General features: G+C 72.1%; 12 protein-coding genes and 1 pseudogene. 5 read left to right on the top strand and 8 right to left on the bottom strand.

Going from position 1 to position 16,437, the window contains the following annotated elements:
- Positions 1 to 38 precede the first annotated feature (38 nt).
- Positions 39 to 1,349, top strand: coding sequence for an NAD(P)/FAD-dependent oxidoreductase (locus LZ495_RS41250; protein WP_235058383.1), 1,311 nt, complete (start codon positions 39 to 41; stop codon positions 1,347 to 1,349).
- Between the two features lie 21 nt (positions 1,350 to 1,370).
- Positions 1,371 to 2,324 (top strand): sigma-70 family RNA polymerase sigma factor, encoded by a 954-nt coding sequence (locus tag LZ495_RS41255; RefSeq protein ID WP_235058384.1) that lies wholly within the window; start codon positions 1,371 to 1,373, stop codon positions 2,322 to 2,324.
- Between the two features lie 157 nt (positions 2,325 to 2,481).
- Here LZ495_RS41255 and LZ495_RS41260 read toward each other — a convergent pair.
- The 4 genes and pseudogenes from LZ495_RS41260 to LZ495_RS45170 form a co-directional block, all read right to left on the bottom strand.
- A pseudogene (locus tag LZ495_RS41260) lies at positions 2,482 to 4,553 on the bottom strand (phosphocholine-specific phospholipase C).
- A 249-nt stretch (positions 4,554 to 4,802) separates the two neighbouring features.
- Positions 4,803 to 5,369, bottom strand: coding sequence for a hypothetical protein (locus LZ495_RS41265; protein WP_235058385.1), 567 nt, complete (start codon positions 5,367 to 5,369; stop codon positions 4,803 to 4,805).
- Positions 5,370 to 5,405: 36 nt separating this feature from the next.
- On the bottom strand, positions 5,406 to 6,638 hold the full coding sequence (locus LZ495_RS41270) for a WD40 repeat domain-containing protein (RefSeq protein ID WP_235058386.1): 1,233 nt from the start codon (positions 6,636 to 6,638) through the stop codon (positions 5,406 to 5,408).
- Positions 6,639 to 6,688: 50 nt separating this feature from the next.
- Positions 6,689 to 7,846: a GNAT family N-acetyltransferase gene (locus tag LZ495_RS45170; protein WP_235058387.1), complete on the bottom strand. Its 1,158-nt coding sequence runs from the start codon at positions 7,844 to 7,846 to the stop codon at positions 6,689 to 6,691.
- A 276-nt stretch (positions 7,847 to 8,122) separates the two neighbouring features.
- Here LZ495_RS45170 and LZ495_RS41280 point away from each other — a divergent pair, with 276 nt between their 5' ends.
- The gene (locus LZ495_RS41280) at positions 8,123 to 9,001 is read left to right on the top strand and encodes an NAD-dependent epimerase/dehydratase family protein (RefSeq protein ID WP_235058388.1); all 879 of its coding nucleotides are present in this window, start codon (positions 8,123 to 8,125) and stop codon (positions 8,999 to 9,001) included.
- The gene (locus LZ495_RS41285; RefSeq protein ID WP_235058389.1) at positions 8,994 to 9,878 is read left to right on the top strand and encodes an MBL fold metallo-hydrolase; all 885 of its coding nucleotides are present in this window, start codon (positions 8,994 to 8,996) and stop codon (positions 9,876 to 9,878) included. Before LZ495_RS41280 ends, LZ495_RS41285 begins: the two co-directional genes overlap by 8 nt.
- Positions 9,879 to 10,170: 292 nt before the next feature.
- Here the strand turns inward: LZ495_RS41285 and LZ495_RS41290 are convergent, their stop codons facing one another.
- The 4 genes from LZ495_RS41290 to LZ495_RS41305 all read right to left on the bottom strand — a co-directional run bounded on the left by LZ495_RS41290 (position 10,171) and on the right by LZ495_RS41305 (position 15,520).
- Positions 10,171 to 11,013: an alpha/beta fold hydrolase gene (locus LZ495_RS41290; RefSeq protein WP_235058390.1), complete on the bottom strand. Its 843-nt coding sequence runs from the start codon at positions 11,011 to 11,013 to the stop codon at positions 10,171 to 10,173.
- A gap of 194 nt (positions 11,014 to 11,207) precedes the next feature.
- The gene (locus LZ495_RS41295; protein ID WP_235058391.1) at positions 11,208 to 11,711 is read right to left on the bottom strand and encodes an SRPBCC family protein; all 504 of its coding nucleotides are present in this window, start codon (positions 11,709 to 11,711) and stop codon (positions 11,208 to 11,210) included.
- 58 nt (positions 11,712 to 11,769) lie between these two features.
- Entirely contained in the window at positions 11,770 to 13,689 is a 1,920-nt protein-coding gene (locus LZ495_RS41300; RefSeq protein ID WP_372498718.1) for a S9 family peptidase, read from the bottom strand.
- A gap of 46 nt (positions 13,690 to 13,735) precedes the next feature.
- Entirely contained in the window at positions 13,736 to 15,520 is a 1,785-nt protein-coding gene (locus tag LZ495_RS41305; RefSeq protein ID WP_235058392.1) for an N-acetylglutaminylglutamine amidotransferase, read from the bottom strand.
- Between the two features lie 246 nt (positions 15,521 to 15,766).
- Between LZ495_RS41305 and LZ495_RS41310 the strand changes: the two genes are divergently transcribed.
- Entirely contained in the window at positions 15,767 to 16,348 is a 582-nt protein-coding gene (locus tag LZ495_RS41310) for a Dps family protein (RefSeq protein WP_235058393.1), read from the top strand.
- Positions 16,349 to 16,437 lie beyond the last annotated feature (89 nt).

Genomic DNA, 16,437 nt, shown 5'->3' on the forward strand with positions numbered 1-16,437 from the left:
CTCAACTCGCGACGGACAAGCGACCGAGGGAGCAGGACATGAAGCACCGCATCGTTGTTCTCGGTGCCGGATACGCCGGGGCCTACATGGCAGGGACGCTGGCTCGGCGGCTGTCGCCGAAGGACGTGGAGATCACCGTGGTCAACGCTGTCCCGGACTTCGTCCAGCGGCTGCGGCTGCATCAGTTGGCGGCGGGGCAGCACATCGACGCACCTCGGCTGGCCGACGTATTCGCCGGCACCGGGGTGCAGGTGAGGGTGGCGCGGGTGACCTCGGTGGATCCCGTGGGCCGGACGGTCACCGTGGCCGATGCCGGTGGTGGTGGCGAACTGGGCTACGACACGCTCGTGTACGCCCTGGGCAGCCGCGGCGACGACAGCAGCGTCCCCGGTGCTGCGGAGTATGCCTTCGACATCGCCGCCCGCCCGTCGGCCTTGCGGCTGCGCGAGCGCCTGGACCGGCTCGAGGAGCAAGGCCGGGGAGGCGTCGTGGTGGTCGGCGACGGACTGACCGGAATCGAGACGGCCACCGAGATCGCGGAGTCCCGGCCGGGGCTGTCGGTCACGCTCGTCGCCCGAGGGGAACTGGGGGCGCGGCTTTCGGCCGGGGCCCGCGGCCACCTGCGCGGGGCGTGCGACCGCCTGGGCGTCGCGATCGTGGAGCACGCGAGTGTCGAACGAGTCGAGGCGGCGCGAGTGGTGTGCGACGACGGCACGGTCCTCGCAGCGGACGCAACCGTGTGGACCGCCGGGTTCGCGGTCGTCCCCATCGCCGCCGAGAGCGGGATCGAGGTGGCCGAGAACGGCCGGATCGTCGTCGACCGCAGCATGCGGTCGGTTTCGCATCCGAACGTGTACGCGGTCGGCGACAGCGTCCTCGCCATCGGCGACAACGGCCTGCCGCTGCCCATGTCCTGCGCCTCGGCCGGCTACACCGGGCGGCAGGCGGTCGGGGCGATCGTGGCGTCCCTGACCGGCCGCAAGGCGCAGGACTTCAAGCTCGAGTACGTGGCCAACCACATCAGCCTCGGGCGGGGCGACGCGATCTTCCAACTGGTCGACGACCAGGCGCAGGCGAAGCCCAAGTACATCAGCGGCCGCAAGGCGGCGCGGCTCAAGGCGGGCATCGTGCGGATGTCGCTGTGGGCCACCGAGCACCCGACGTTCGGTCTGCCGAAGCGCAAGCACCGTGTGGCTGCTGCCCGCGGCGCGGCGTCCGAAGCCGCCTATGGCTCCGGGGCCGACCTGGCTGCGGCGTCCGGCGCGGCACCGGAGGCGTCGGCTGCCCAAGCCACCGTTGCCGAAGCCACCGTTGCCGAAGCCCACAAGGCCACCCGAGCCGTCGCGTAGCCGCCTTCTAGGATGATCCACATGGACAGCAGCGTCGTCGACCGCTTCGACGTCGACCGGTTCGAGGCCGGCCGCAACCGGCTGGCCTCGTTGGCCTACCGGCTCCTCGGGTCAGCGGCCGACGCCGAGGACGCCGTGCAGGACGCATTCCTGCACTGGCAGGCTGCCGACCGCAGCCGGATCCGGGTGCCCGAAGCGTGGCTGACCAAGGTCGTCACCAACCTGTGCCTGGACCGGCTCCGGTCGGCGCAGCACCGCCGCGAACGCACTGCCGGCGCCTGGCTGCCCGAGCCGCTGCTGGACGGCGACCCCATGCTCGGCCCGGCCGACACGTTCGAGCAGCGCGAGTCGGTCACCTTGGCCGTCCTGACGCTCATGGAACGCCTGGCGCCGCTCGAACGGGCCGTGTACGTGCTGCGCGAGGCGTTCGCGTACGGCCATGCCGAGATCGCCGGGATCCTCGACATCAGCGAGTCCGCAAGCCAGCAGCACCTGCACCGCGCCCGGAACCGGGTCGACGCCGCACGCCGCCGCGGCGGCGACGTCGACCCGGCAGCGGCCCGCCGCATCGTCGAGGAATTCCTGGCCGCAGCGTCGACCGGGCGTACCGAGCGCCTGGTGGCCCTGCTTACCGACGACGTGACCGCGATCTCGGACGGGGCCGGCCTGACCGCCAAGCTGCTGCACTTCGACACGCCGCAGCGCGTCGCGGCCGTCGCCCGGGCCGGCTTCCGGCCGTCGGAGGGGAAGCGGCGCCTCGTGGGCGGCACCCCTGCGATCCACTACGCGGTCCTCAACGGCACCCCGGCCATCCTCAGCGTGGTCGGCGACCGGGTCGTGGGTTCTGTCACCTTCGACATCGCGGGCGGCAAGGTCGCCACCGTCCGCGGCATCGCCAATCCGGCACGGCTGGGTCGCGTCACCGAGGCTTGGCGGCGGCGCGAACCGGACGCCTCGCTGATCGCGGAGTGGTGACCGGACCCGACGGCGTGGGTGGTGCGCCAAGGCGGGCAGCGGCCGAAGAGGGCCCGCCTCCACAAACCGCCTGCACAACCCACCTGCACGGACCGCCTGGACGGTCCGCCTGAACGAACCTTTCGGATCGTCCAGGCGGACCAGCCTGCCCCTGCGGTCAGTTGGTGATCGTCGCCGGGTCGCTCACGCCCGGCACACCCGTCTCGACGTGCCCCGCGAAGCGGCGCAGGAACGCGGCGGTGGTGTCGGAGACCACCGTCACGTCGTACCAGTTCCGGCTGTTCTGCAGATTCACCGTGCGCTGCACCGTCGCGCCCGGAGCTACGGCGACGGTCTCGCTCTGCGCCCCGTACGCGTTGGTGAGGGTGAGACGGGCGGTGCTGCTGCCGTTGTTGGTCAGGGTCAGGTCGAGGTTTCCGGTGGCGGCGTTGTGGCGCGCGGTGGCCTCGGGGCCGGCCTGCTTGCCCGGGTGGCGGAAGGTGCGCAGGAAGCCGTTCGGGCCGTGCACCGTCAGGTCGGTGGTGCCCTTCGAGTACTGGGTGTTCCAGGTGTCCGCGATCGACTTGCCGGCCTCGGCCGTGTAGGTCCAGGGGCCGTCCGTGCGGTTCGGTGACGTCACCAGGAACTGCGCGCCGGCCTGCGGCCCGCCGCTGAAAGCGAGGGTGAACTTGCCGGTGGAGGTGTTCGCGGTGCCGTCCACGTACGGCGCGTACCTGAGCGGACGCGTGGGCTTCGAGCCCGGCTCCTGCTTCGGCATGGTGCCCGTGGCCGGAGCGGTCAGCACGAAGTCCGGGTGCCGCACCTTGTCCGGGGGGTAGTAGCCGGCGGTCGGCGGCAGTGCGGCCGCGGTCCCTGTACGAGTGAAGTCGAAGGCCGAGGTCAGGTCGCCGCACACGGCCCGGCGCCACGGCGAGATGTTGGGCTCGCGGACCCCGAACCGGGACTCGATGAACCGGATGATCGAGGTGTGGTCGAACGTCTCCGAGCACGAGAACCCGCCGGTGCTCCACGGCGACACGACGAGCATCGGGACGCGCGGGCCCAGACCGTACGGCCCGGCCACATAGCCGACCTTGCCGGGGAAGTAGTCGAGGGCGGTCGGCGTGGTCGACAGGCCCTGCGCGGCCGAGCCCGGGGCGTACGGCGGCACGATGTGGTCGAAGAAGCCGTCGTTCTCGTCGTACGTGATGAAGAGCGCGGTGCGCGCCCATACGTCCGGGTCGGAGGTCAGCGCGTCCAGGACCTGGGAGATGTACCAGGCGCCGTAGTTCGACGGCCAGTTGGAGTGCTCCGAGAAGGCCTCCGGTGCGGCGATCCACGAGACCTGCGGCAGCCGGCCGCCCTGGACGTCGGCGCGCAGGATGTCGAAGAACCCCTGGCCGGCCTTGGCGTTGGTGCCGGTACGCGCCTTGTCGTACAGCGGGTTCCCGGGCTGCGCGCTGCGGTACTTGTTGAAGTACAGCAGCGAGTTGTCGCCGTAGTTCCCGCGGTAGGCGTCGTTGATCCAGCCCCACGAGCCCGCGGCGTCGAGGCCGTCGCCGATGTCCTGGTAGATCTTCCAGGAGATGCCCGCCTGCTCCAGGCGCTCGGGGTACGTCGTCCAGCCGTAGCCCGCCTCGGCGTTGTTGAGGACCGGACCACCGCCGGTGCCGTCGTTGCCGGTGTAGCCCGTCCACATGTAGTAGCGGTTCGGGTCGGTCGAGCCGATGAACGAGCAGTGGTACGCGTCGCAGATCGTGAACGCGTCCGCGAGCGCGTAGTGGAACGGGATGTCGCCGCGCGTCAGGTACGCCATGGCGCCCGCCGTTTCGCGGGGATCCACTGGTCGTACTTGCCCTTGCTGAACGCCTTCTGGCCGCCCGCCCAGTCGTGGTTGAGGCCCTGGATGAACTCCATCCCCAGGTCGTCGCCCTGCGGATGGAACGGCAGCACCACCTTGCTGCCGCTGCTCACCAGGTTCCACACGGACTTGCCGCTCGGCAGGGTCACGGGACGCGGGTCCCCGAAGCCGCGTACGCCCTTCATCGCCCCGAAGTAGTGGTCGAACGAGCGGTTCTCCTGCATCAGCACGACGATGTGCTCGACGTCCTGCAGGGTCCCGGTGGCGCCTTGGGCGGGGATGGCCGCCGCCCGCGCGATGCTGCCCGACATCGCGGTCAGAGCGGCGGAACCGCCGATGAGCTGCATGAACCGGCGACGGTTGAGATCCATGGGTCGGTACCTCGGCATGAGTCGGAGGGTTGTGGCCCCTCAGGGAAGCGCCCGGCACGAACAAGGTGGTTGCGGCGCTGTGAAGGCCGCTCGTACGCGACACGAACGCTGCGCGCCGAGTTGCGGAACCCTGTCCCGCAGGTGGGCGGGTGTCCGGGGCCGCTTGCCGGACGTTCGCGGCAGGCGGCAGGCGGCAGGCGGCAGGCGGCAGGCAGCAGGCAGCCGGCCGGGCGTGCGACGCAGCGCTGCTGCCCCCGGCGCGGCTCCTCAGCGGAGAGCGTCCAGTACGACCTCGCAGAGCTGGACGTCCCGTACATCCGCGGGGATGAGCCGGTCCGCATCCGCCAGCAGGACGGCGGCATCCGAGCGGACGTCGGCGTGGTCGGAGACCTCCTTGAGCGTCATCCCGCTCCAGATGAGCTGCAGGCCGCGGCCGCTCGACCTGTCGAAGTCGCGGGCCGTCCACCACAGCGCGTCCAGCCGGTACACGGCACTGATCGTGTCGCAGGAACCCAGGCGCCACAGGCGGCCGACAAGCCCGCAGACCGCGTCCCAGAAGGGGAGTTCGGCCGCGTCGCCCCTCACCTGGCGGGCCTGCGCGGCGAGTCGGGCGACCGCGGCGTCGAGGCGGTCGAGACCGTCGAGGTCGTCGGGGCCGTCGGGAGTGTCCTCCGGCCCCGACACCTCTGCCGACAGCTCCGCGAGCGCCGGCCAGTCGCAGCCCAGACCTACCAGGGACTGCGCGATCGCGCGCCAGCCGTCCGCATCGACGAGCCCGTCGACCTGGCCGGATGCCAGCGCGTGGGTGAGCCTGGCGAGGCTGTGCAGGGGCATGCCGACGACCCTACGCGCTGGCGGCCGACCGGCAGCTCAGAGCTTGCGGACGACGATGCGCCCGTTGTCGCCGCCGGAGGCGACCAGGGTCTGGTCGGACGAGAACCGGATGAGGTCCGTGCGCCCGGTGCCGCCCTGCTCGTCGCGGCGCATGAACGCCGGGTCGTGCCGGCGCGTCGCGGCATCGACGATCAGTGTCTCGCCCCGCCCGCCCACGGCGAGGGTCTTGCCGTCGGGGGAGTACGCCCATCCGTGGCAGCGGGCCCAGCGCTCGCTCCGGTGCGGATCCGGGCAGTACCACAGCAGTTCGCCCGTCTCCGGGTCGTACGCCGCGGGACCGTCGAGGTGCTCGGAGCCGGCGATCAGCAGCGTGTCGGTCGGGTCCAGCCCGATGGTGTCCGGCCGGTTGTCGACGGGGAGCCGGCAGGCAAGCTGCCCGCGGTCCACGTCCCACACCTCGACCTCGACCACGCGGGGATTGCCCGCGTCGTACGCCGACCCCGAGGTGAAGCACAGAGCCAGCAGACGCCCGGACGGCGACAGCCCGGCCGCCCAGCAGTCGGCGGAACCCCGTACGGTCGACGTCGCGAACACGGGCTCGGCGTCCCGGTCGAGCACGCGGGCGGTGTCGCCGCTGTCGAAGACGAGCAGCCTCCGGCGCTCCGCGTCCCACTGCGGGCGGACCCGGAAGGGGTTGAACCTGGAGTCTTTGTACTGCACGTACGTTGCCAAGGTGCGCGACTGCCCGGACGGCACGTCCAGCAGCCGCGTCTCCCCGTTGAGCATGTACGCGATGCGCTCCGCCGCGGCGTCGAACAACACCGCGTGCGGCAGCGGTTTCTGCCCGCCCACCAGGCCTGATTCGGTGTGGATCAGCTGCCTGCTGTTGGTCGCGACGTCGATCAGATAGAGCTCCGCATGGTTCGTGCTGTCCCGGAAGGAAGCGACCACGAGCGTGCTGCCGTCCGGGGAGAGGTCGAACCCGCCGGTGCACCGATGCGGGGCCCGCAGGTCGAGCACGACGTCGCCGCGTACCGCGCGGGCCGGATCGGCGACGTACGCGAACCCCTCCCGCAGCTTCTTACGCCGGTACTCCGCGAACCCCGCCTCCGCCGCAGTGCTGCTCGCGAAGTCCTGCGTGTTCTCGCGCGGGCGCCGGCCCTCGGCCCAGGTCGAGGTGGTCAGCCGCGAGCCGTCCACTGCCACCCGGCAGAACTTGGGCCGCGCGGACGGGGACGACAGCGTCATGGTCAGATCCAGCGCACTCATGCCCGGCGACGTTACAACGGGACTCCGACGCGGGGGCGCAGTGCGCCGCCTCAGCTGCAGCGCGGGCAGGGCGTCGGCGGTCCGGAGCCGGCGCTTCCCGGCGTCTTCGCCTCCTCGACGAGAGTTCGGTGCGTGGTACGTGTCGCCTCGAGGATCTGTGCGCGGAGGAAGTCCGGGAGGCCGGCGTACAGGTCCGCGGTCGGCTCGGGGAGGTGGACGACCATCGTGTCGGAGTCCGGCCCCGAGGCGACGGTCGCGAAGCCTTCCGCCGCGTACAACCGCTGGGCCGGATTAGCGCGTTCGACGCTGAGCGAGACGTAGGGGATCCCCGCGTGCCGGGCGCTGAGCAGGACGTCGCGCAGCAGCGCTGTGCCGATTCCCTTGCCGCGCCATCCGGGCGCCATGGCGATGGACAGTTCCGGGACGCGCGGGCCCACGAAGCCGAAGCCCGGCTCGTCGGCGCCGAAGAACCGCAGCCAAGCCGCGCCGATCCGGGTGCCCTCCCAGTCATGGGCGATGCTGCCGATGTCCAGGACGCTGCCCCAGTTGCGCACATACCGGGCGAACTCCGGGCGGGCCAGCACCTCGTCCCGGGAAAGCCCGCTCCCAGTGCGCCAGTTGACCGCCTCGACGAGCATGTCGGCGAGGAATTCCGCATGGTGCTCGGCGGCGGGGCCGAGCGTGAAATGGCGCGTACGCCGCTCGTCGGCCCAGGCGAGGTGCGCGACGGCCTCGTCGCGGATCTCGCCGCGGATCGCGGCGAGCGTCCTGTCCCGGCCCCGGAACCGCTCACCGTCGTCCATCGGGGAGCCCCACCACTCGTCCGACAGGAAGGCGAACGCGGTCAGGCCGTGACGGTCGTCCCAAGAGTCCAACTCGGCCAGCCGCGCGGCGCCGACCTCCGGTGCGAGGGTGCCGTCGACCACCGCTTCCAGGACGTCGCAGACAAGAGCGTCCACCGCCGCGTCACTCTCGGGGTGCCCGACGCCGAGGTCGTCCAGCATGCGCTGGATCACCTCGCCGGCCTGGCGTACGTCCTCGAACGGCCAGACCTCGGCAGCCACCGCCACCGTGCTCTCGGTCTCGACGCCGCACGCGAGGAGGTCGCACGCCAGTCGCACAGCATCGGCGGTGCTGTGCGTTCCTGCGTGCAGCCCTGCGGACAGTTCGTACAGACGTATGCGCCAAGCGCGGTCGAGCTCGATCACAACCGCTGAGTTTGCCCGTAGGCCGCTGCCGCGTCGAACGGATTGCCGCCTTTGGCCACTCCACGAGGCAGAGGAGCCGCGCCGCTCGGGCGGGTGCCAGTGGCGTATCTCGATCCGATCGGTTCCCGCCGATGAACGATCGAGGGCGATCATGGCGAATCCCCGTAACGGTCGCCTTCAGCGGCCTCCGGCAGGAATGCCCGCCGTTCGCAGGGCCGTTCTCGCAATGCCGACCACCCGTCGGCACTCGGAAATCGCGTACAAGGGGCACACACCATGAAGGTCCTCGTCCTGGGCTCGACCGGCTACATCGGCAGCGCGGTCACCCGGCGGCTCACCGCGGACGGCCACACCGTCGTGCCGTTCCTCAAACACGGCACCGCAGTCGCACCCGAACCAGGCCTGGACGCCAGGTTCGGCGACCTCCAGGACCCGGCGAGCCTGAGCGCCGCGGTCACCGGCGACATCGACGCCGTCGTCAACATCGCCACACCCACCGGCGACGAAGCGGTGGACGCCGCGGCGGTCGAGGCGCTCACCGCACCGCTCCGCGGAACCGGCCGTGCGTTCGTGTACACCAGCGGCATCTGGGTCCTCGGCGCCACCGGCGACCGCGCCGTCGACGAGGACGCCCCCGTCGACGCGATCGACATCGTTTCCTACCGCCCCCGGATCGAGCAGCAGGTGCTGGACGCCGCCCGCGACGACGTCTGCACCAGCGTCATCCGCCCCGGCATCGCCTACGGCCACGGCGGCGGCATCCCCGGCATGATGCTCGCCTGGGCCAAGGAGTGGGGCGGCGGCCGGTACGTCGGAACCCCCGGCACCCGCTGGCCGATGGTCCACGTCGACGACCTCGCGGCGCTGTACGCACTCGTCCTCGCCAAGGCCGACCCGGGCACGCTGTGGCACGGTGTCGGCTTCGAATCCGTCGGTACGCCCGCGCTCGCCGCTGCGGCCGACTTCGCGAACGGCGGTGTCGGCCGGGCCGAGCCGTGGCCGGTCGTGGAGGTCGCCGAAGCGGTCGGCCTGCAGTTCGCCGAGGCGCTCGCCCTCGACCAGACCGTCTCGGGCAGCCGCGCCGCGCGCGTGCTCGGCTGGCAGCCGGTCCAGGCCCACCCGACCACCGACCTGACGGCAGGTTCCTATGTCTGACCTCGCACCCGCAATGGTCTTCTCGTCCAACGGAGTTGCGCCGTCGGCCCTCCGCTACCCCGGCGCGGACCTGCCGGTGTGCGCCGGCTGCGGCACCCAGTACGCCGCACCCCGCGCCGACTGCCCCGTCTGCCAGGACGACCGCCAGTACGTCCCCGACACGGGCCAGCGCTGGACCACCCTCGCCGAACTCCACGCGGCAGCGCACACCCCCAAGTTCGTCGAAGAGGGCCCCGGCGTATTCGGGGTCGGCACAGTGAAGAGCATCGCCATCGGGCAGCGCGCACTCCTACTGCGTACCGGCGAGGGCAACATCCTGTGGGACTGCCTGCCGTACGTCGACGACGGCATGGTCGAGACGATCGTCGGCCTCGGCGGACTCACCGCCATCGCGATCAGCCATCCGCACTTCTACTCCGCGATGGTCGAGTGGGCGCACGTCTTCGACGTCCCCGTCCACCTCCACGAATCCGACCGCGAATGGGTCGGACGCCCCGACCCCGCGCTGCACTTCTGGTCCGGCGAGACACTCCGGCTGACCGACGAGGTGACGCTGATCAATCCGCGGATCCACTTCCCGGGCAGCGCCGTCCTGCACTGGAGCGCCGACGGCGGGTCGCTCTTCTCGGGCGACGTCCTCAACGTCTGCCCGGACCGCCGCTGGGTCAGCGTCATGCACAGCTACCCCAACCACGTCCCCGAGCACCCCGACGCGGTCCGCAGCGCGGCCGAACTCCTGGACCGCTACAGCTTCGAGCGGATCTACGGCGCGTGGTGGGGCCGGGTCGTCACGGCCGACGGCAACGCCGTCCTGCGGCGCTCCCTCGACCGCTACCTGGCCTGGGAGGGACGACCGGCCCTCCGACCTGCAGCCTGACGCGGGGACGAGGGCGACGGGGAGTAGCAGCAGGTCCGTACAGGGCACGACGTCCCGCATCCCGGCGCTCACCGAGCGCAAACGCCGGACGTCGTGCCCTGCACCACCACCGGAAATCGCCGATGCGACCTCGCAGTTCGCTCTGACCGCGGCGACCGTCGACCGCGGTCGGCAACCCGCCGAACCCTCTCACGGCGCAACGACGATCGCTCGAATCGCGCGTCGGCGGATCGTTCACCGGCACCGGCCGCCGCCGCAGGCGGGCGAACCACGCAACGGAGCCGGTCGTACATCAGGGCAGTTTGAGCATCGCCTCGCTGACCTGGTCGATCGCCGGGGCGGGGATTGCGGTGGCCGCGGCGTCGAGGATGAGCAACTGCGCGCCCGGGATCTCGCGGGCCAGGGCCTCCCCGTTGCCGACGGGGAAGAAGGGGTCGCGGCGGCCGTGGACGATCAGCGCGGGGACGGTGATCTCGGGCAGGCGCTCGCGCCAGCGGGGTGAGCAGTCGAGCCGGGAGAACACCAGGCCCAGCTGATTGGCCATCTGGACGGGCGGAGCGGTGCCGGGCGTGCGGTCCCAGATGCGGGCTGCGGCGGTACGCGCGGCGTCGGGGTCGTTGCCGAGGATCTCCGCACCGGACGCCGCGAAGTCGGCGACCGCCCCGCGGTCGGACCAGTCGGGCAGCGGACGTGCGAACAGGCGGCCCATCGTCGCGGCGTCATGGTCCGGGAGATCGGCATCGGGCGGGCCGGGGGCGACCGCGCGCGTACCCACCAGGGTGACCGCCGAGAACGCAGCCGGGTGGTCGAGCACGGCCACCTGGGCGACCATCCCTCCGACGCCGATCCCCGCGAGGTGCGCGGGGCCGCCGCCGAGGGCCTCGACGAGGGCAGCCGCGTCGGCGGCGAGGGTGCGCAGGGTGTACGCGGGCGCCTCGGGGTCCGCCGTCGTCGACTCCCCGCTGTCGCGCAGGTCGTAGCGCACCACACGGCGACCGCCCGCCGCGAGGCGCTCGCACAGTGCGTCGGGCCAGGACAGCATCGTCGTCCCGCCCGCGAGCAGGACGAGCGGCGCGTCGTCGGGACCGAACGACTCGATGCCCAGGGCGACCCCGTTGGCGTGGACGGTGGTCATCGGATCACCGCCCTTGGATCTTGTGGACAGGGGACATCAAGAGCGGCGAGGTACCGGAGCGGATTCTGGTCATGACAGGTGGACTCCGTCCGGTCCCCGGACTCATCGGTCGGGCGCGAAAAGCCTCGGCGGTGGCGGTCTGACTCCAGGGAGTCGGAGGCGGCCTCACCGTTCCGGCTTCGTACCGGTCGAGCTCAGCTGCGCCGGGTCGAGGCGGTACGCGCGGGCGCGCGGCCGTCGTGGTGCGGGTTCGCGTTGCCGGTACGTGCGGAGTCTTCCGCGACGCGCGCCAAGTTGTGCAGCATCTTGCGGTTCCGCAGATGCAGAAGCAGTTCGCCGGGCGGGCCGTGCAGGCGCGCGGCAGGGCCGCGCAGGGGGTGTTCGTCGACCAGCACCAGGGTGTCCGTGTCCCACGGCAGCAGCTCGATGCCGATACGGGCGGAGCCGAGCGGCGGGGCGAAGGCTTCCAACTCCAGCCGACTGCCCGGTTCGCACAGCCGCACGATGCACTCGTCCCGGAAGGTGAACGGTCCCAGGCCGATGGCGTACGCCAGACTCGCGCCCACCTGGGGCCAGGCGTCGTCGGCGCGCTCGATCCGCCGGGTCCCCACCACCCACTCGGCGTACCGGTGGGCATCCGCCAGCACCGCCCAGACCTGGCTCGGGCTCGCATGGACCAGTTGATGTCGTCGCGCCATGGGCGGCGGCTACCCCGGTGCCCCGTGATGAATCGGTGCAGGCCCGGCCCCAGCCGGTTCACGGCGAGCGCGGCGCGAGGTGCCGGTCGAGCCATTCGCCGGCAGTACGCCGGTACCGGGCGCGGTTCTCGGCGCGCAGGAACTCGTGCCCCTCCTCCCGCAGGAGCAGGAGTTCCGCGGCGATACCCCGCTTCCGGGCGGCACCGACCACCTGTTCGGACTGCCCCACGGGGACGTTGGTGTCGTGTTCGCCGTGCACGGCCAGGAACGGCACCCGCAGGTCGCCGATGCGGCTCATCGGGGACAGCCGCCGCAGCAGATCGCGGTCGTGCTCGGGGTGGCCGTATTTGACCGCGGCGGACTCCGCGATCCACGGTTCGGTGCCGGCGAAGAACCCCGCGAAATCGGAGATCCCGCACACCGCGACACCGGTGCGGAAGACCTCGGGGTGCCACACCAGGGCCGCGAGCGCGAGATAGCCCCCGTACGAACGGCCCATGACGGCAAGCCGCGCCGGGTCGGCGAGGCCCAGGAGCACCATGTGCGCCGCGCAGTCGGCGACATCGGTGATCGCCGCGAACCGCCGCTCGCCGAGGTCCGCGTCGACGAAAGAGCGGCCGAACCCGGACGAGCCGCGCACGTTCGGGGCGAACACGCCCAGCCCCCGCTCCGACAGCTCCTGGTACAGCGGGTCGAAGACGGGGCGTTCCTGCCACTCCGGTCCGCCGTGCAGGTGGAGGACGCACGGCCGCGGGCCTTCGCCGCTGAGGGCGGCGGGGTAGTACCAGCCGTCCAAGGGCAGCCCGTCACGAGCCTGCAAAGTGATGCGCTCCGGCCGGGTCGGGGCGCGGCCGCCCGGAAGGACGTCCTGGTCGCGCGACGACCATGGGGTGCGCGCCGTGGTCCCCGCGGACGGTGCCGCGCGGTGGACGCCCGGACGCCGCAGCGCACCGGACACGGCGAGCAGCCAGCCCGCGGCGGCGGATCCGGTCGCCTTGGTGACGACCTCGTGCGGCACCGCGACCGGCCGCCGGCGGGACACCGCGCCGGTCTTCCGCGCCGGCGTGACGACCTCGACCCGGCTGCGCCCGCCGGCGTTCCAGACCAGGACACCTTGCCGGGCCTCGTCGTCGAGGTGGAGCAGCTCCAGGTCGGCGTCGCCGCGCTCGGCCGCCGTGGCGACCCGGAGGCAACTGCCGTCCTCTCCGAGATGCACGAGCGTCAGCGCGGCAAACTCGCGTCCGGCGTCGCTGCGCAGCCACATCGTGCGGCCGTCCGGGAAGAACCGGCCGATCCGCGGGTCGCCGTCGGCCGCGCGGAGCACGCAGCGCACGGCGCCTGCCGAGGTGTCGAGTACCGCCGCCTCGCGATGGCCGCGGGGTCCGCGCCGAAGCAGCGCCAGGCTGCCGTCCGGGGTGAAGTCGCAGACCCGCAGGGTGGAGGCGTGCTCCTGCACGGTGAGCAGTTCCGGGGTGTCCGTGCCGTCCGGGGCGAGCAGGAACGCGGCGAGGCCCCGGTACGACGGGGCGTCCGCCTGCCCGGCGGCGACCGTGACCGCCAGCCCGGCCCCGTCCCGGCGCCACGCCCCCAGGTGGGCCGACTGCCCCGGGTCGGCACCGGCCACCGCGCGGCGCTGCGTCCCGTCCGGGCGCACGCACAGCACCCGGGTGTGCTCGCCGCCGCCCGGCGCGGTCGAGTATGCGATCCACTGCCCGTCCGGCGACCACGACACGTCGGTCACCGGATCGGGGCCGGTGTCGAGCAGGCGAGCCCGGCTGTCGTCGACCGGGGCGGTCCACAGCTGGGGGACGCCCGCACGGTCGCAGATGAACGCCACCGACGTGCCGGAAGGGTCGGCCGAAGGGTGGCTGCACGCATGGGCGGGGGAGGTCTGCACGGCCTCGGCCGGCGCGGCCGTGTCGGGGAGCGGCACCACACGGGGGCGGGTGCTCGCGGCCAAGTCCTGTGGTCGTCGCACGTGGTGCTGCACCTCCGATTCCGCGCGCCCTCTCCGCGCCCGGCGTTCAGTGGATTCCGTGGGTCTGGAGCCAGATCTCCAGCAGCGCGACCTGCCACAGGGCGTTGGCGCCGCGGCGTGTGCGGTGCCGGTCGGGGGCTTTGAGGAGTTCGGCGACGTAGGACGGCCGGAAGATGCCGCGGTCGGCAGCCTCCGGCGCGCCCAGGGCTTCGCGGACGCGTTCCAGCACCGGCCCGGCCATGTGCCGGATAGCCGGTACCGGGAAGTACCCCTTGGGACGGTCCACGATGTGGTGGGGGAGGACCCGGCGCCCGATGTCCTTGAGCACGCCCTTGCCGCCCTGCGCGAGCTTGAGGCCGGGCGGGCAGGCGGCGGCCAGTTCCACGAACTCGTGGTCCAGGAAAGGGACTCGCGCTTCCAGACCCCAGTCCGAGGTCATGTTGTCCACGCGCTTGACCGGGTCGTCCACCATCATCACGTGGGTGTCGAGGCGCAGCGCGGCGTCCAGAGCGGTATCCGCCCCCGGGGCAGCCATATGCGTGCGGACGAGATGGTCCGACACATCGACGCCGGGCAGCATGTCCGGCTGCAGCATGCCGGCCAGATCGTCGTGCCCCCGGTCGAAGTAGACGCGGGCGTACGCATCCGGCTCGTCTTCGCGCCGGACCGCGGCAAGGTCGGGATACCAGTGGTACCCGGCGAGGATCTCGTCCGCGCCCTGGCCGCTCTGCACGACCTTGACGTACTTGGACACCTGTTCGGCGAGCAGGTGGAAGGCGACGACATCGTGGCTGACCATCGGCTCGCTCATCGCGGAGACCGCGCCTTCCAGCGCCTCGGGCAGCCGGTCGGACGGGACCAAGAGCTGCCGGTGGTCGGTGCCGAAGCGCCGCGCCACCTCGTCGGAGTAAGCGAACTCGTCGCCCGCCTCCCCGGCTTCGTCCTCGAAGCCGACACTGAACGTGGCCAGGCCGTCCTGCCCGCTCTCGGCGAGGAGAGCGACGATCAGGCTGGAGTCCAGGCCGCCGGAGAGCAGGACGCCGACCGGGACATCGGCCACGGTACGGCGGCGCACGGCGGTCCGCAGCGCCCCGCCCAGGGCGTCGCGCCAGTCGGTGGCGTCCATGCCGGCATGCTCGGGGCGGCGGGCGTACGCCGGCTGCCAGTACGCGGTGTCCCGATGGGTGCCGTCGGATTCCACGATGCGCACGGTGGCGGGCGGCAGCTTGCGTACTCCGGCCAGGATCGTGTGCGGGGCGGCGACCGTGCCGTGCAGGCTCAGGTACTGGTGCAGGGCGACCCGGTCGATCGCGGTGTCGATGCCGCCGCCGGCCAGCAAGGCGGGCAGCGACGAGGCGAAGCGCAGGCGGTCCGGCCCGGCCGACAGATACAGCGGCTTGACGCCGAGGCGGTCCCGGCCCAGGACCACCCGCCCGGTCGCGTGCTCGGCGATGGCGAACGCGAACATGCCGTACAGCCGCCCGACGAACGCCGGTCCCCACTCGCGGTAGGCCTTCAGCAGTACCTCGGTGTCCGAGGTGGAGAAGAACCGGTGGCCCGCGGACTGCAGCTTCGCGCGCAGCTCCCGGTAGTTGTAGATGCAACCGTTGAACACTCCGGTGAGTCCGCTGTGCGCATCCGTCATCGGCTGGGCGCCGTGCTCGGACAGGTCGATGACCTCCAAGCGGCGGTGGCCCAGCGCGACAGCGCCTTGCGACCACATGCCGCGGCCGTCGGGTCCGCGCGCGGCGAGCCGGTCGGTCATGCGTTCCACAGCTGCCAGATCGGGCCGGCCGCCGTCGAACCGAACCTCCCCGCTTATGCCGCACATGCGTACCTCCGAAATCGCGACGAGCGCCACTGAGTGACAGGACGCTGCCCCAGAGCCCCGAAAACATTCGCCAGGCACTCGATCCGGGCCTCGGTGGGACGTGCTGTGCGCCCGGTGGCGGGCCGGTCCGGCGGACGCTCCACGGGTGCCCCCGACGGTTTGGCGCCGGGACCTCCGGGCAGCGGCGCGACCGGGACGGACCGTTCGCATGCCCTGCCGTCCCGGCACGACACTTTGGAGGACGCCATGACCGACTCATCCAGCGGCAAGCCGGCTTACACCGTGGCCGGACTGAAGGCCGACGACGCCGGACGCGTGGCGGAGGCACTGCAGGCGCGGCTGCACGCCCTGAACGACTTGCACCTGACCCTCAAACACGTGCACTGGAACGTCGTGGGGCCGCACTTCATCGCGGTGCACGAAATGCTCGACCCTCAAGTCGCCGCCGTCCGGGCCATGGCCGACGAGACCGCCGAACGCATCGCGACGCTCGGATGCTCGCCGGTCGGCACGCCGGGCCGCCTGGCCGCCGAACGCACCTGGAACGACTACAGCCTCGGCCGGGCCGACGCGATGGCGCATCTCGGCGCGCTCGACATCGTCTACGACGGCGTGTGCGCCGACCACCGCGCGGCGGTCAACGGCGTCACCGAAAGCGACCCCGCCTCCCAGGACATGCTCATCGGCCAGCTCCGCCAACTCGAGCAATTCCAGTGGTTCGTCCGCGCCCACCTGGAGAAGTCCGGCGGCGCACTGTCGACGGCGGGCGCGGACTCCCTTGCGGACGCTGCCCACAAGGCGGCGAAGGCGGCCCGCAAGTCGGCTTGACGCGCAGGAAGCCCCTGAAGTCCGTTGCGAATCGGGGCTTTCGGCACACCCATCCCCCCGCACGGCAGATCCGCCGTTCGGCAGGCACG

The sequence above is a fragment of the Yinghuangia soli genome (assembly GCF_021502675.1).
GTDB classification, from domain to species: Bacteria; Actinomycetota; Actinomycetes; order Streptomycetales; family Streptomycetaceae; genus Yinghuangia; species Yinghuangia soli.